Genomic DNA, 1,128 nt, shown 5'->3' on the forward strand with positions numbered 1-1,128 from the left:
TGCGCCCCGGGCAGCCCATGACGGGCCCGTGCTCGTGGGTGGTCCGGTCGTGTCGAAGCCGGAAGTTGCCCTAGGCGCAGGTGGTCGGGGCGGGACGTCCGGTGAAGCGGTCGTTCAGCCAGGCGAGTGCGGCGGGCAGGCCGGTGGTTTCCCCGGTGATGTGGTCGCCGGGGACGACGGTGAAGACGGTGCGGGCGCCGTGGGTGCACCAGGTGCGGTTCAGGGTTTGTGCTTGGCCGATCGGGACGATCTCGTCGAGGGCGGCGTGGTACTGGAACACCGGCACGGTCGGTGCCGGTCGGGTGATGAGGTTGTTCTCCGCGTAGACGGCGGCGACGTCGGGGCGAGTGTCGAACTGCTGGATCGTCTCGCCGGTGGAGTAGTCACTGAACTTCTTCAGCGGGAAGCCGGCGAGAGTTTGCACGACGCACTGGGACTTCACCGAATCCTCGGTGGCCTCGCCGGTGGCACTGAGGGCCTCATCGAGCGGGAAACTCCCCGGGTAGGCCTGCTGCAAGCCGATCAGCGCGTACAGCTGCAGGCCCTCGCCGATCAGGCTGCCGTCCAGCGATTCGGCCACGTCCTGCACGTCGGCCGGCACGCCGCCGGACACGTCGGTGACCAGTCGCAGGTCCGGCGCGTAGGAGGGGGCCAGCGACGCCGCCCAGCTCGACGCGCCGCCGCCCTGGGAGTAGCCCATCGTGGCCCACCGGGTCGTCGAGGAGATACCCGTCCCGGCGACGGCACCCGCCGCGCGGGCCATGTCCAGCACGGTGTGGGCCTCGGACACGCCGGCGACGTAGGTCGGAGTGGCACCGGTGGTGTAGCCCTCGTAGTCGCTGACCACCACACCCCAACCCCGGGCCAGCAGCAGCTCGACCGGTTCGAGCTCCTGCTCGGTCGAGGCGACGAACTGCTTGGACGGCGCACACTGTTCGCCCAGCCCCTGCGTGCCGACCGCGAGGTCGACCCACGGCCGGGAGCCGGCGCCCAGCCACGGCAGCCGGGGGGTGAAGACCGTGCCGGTGACCGCGACGTCGGCGCCGCGGGCATCGCGCGAGTGGTACATGACCGTGGTCGCCGTCGCGGTCAACGCCGTCGCCAGCACCGCCGCGGGCTCGGTGCGGA

Annotated in this window: 1 protein-coding gene; it reads right to left on the reverse strand. The window is 71.5% G+C overall.

From position 1 onward, the window contains the following. Positions 1-70: 70 nt before the first annotated feature. Positions 71-1,128, reverse strand: a 1,058-nt coding sequence (locus AB0F91_RS47260; protein ID WP_360609088.1) for a lipase family protein, incomplete at its 5' end; no start/stop codon positions are given.

The organism is Amycolatopsis sp. NPDC023774, from assembly GCF_040639695.1.
Taxonomy (GTDB): Bacteria; Actinomycetota; Actinomycetes; order Mycobacteriales; family Pseudonocardiaceae; genus Amycolatopsis.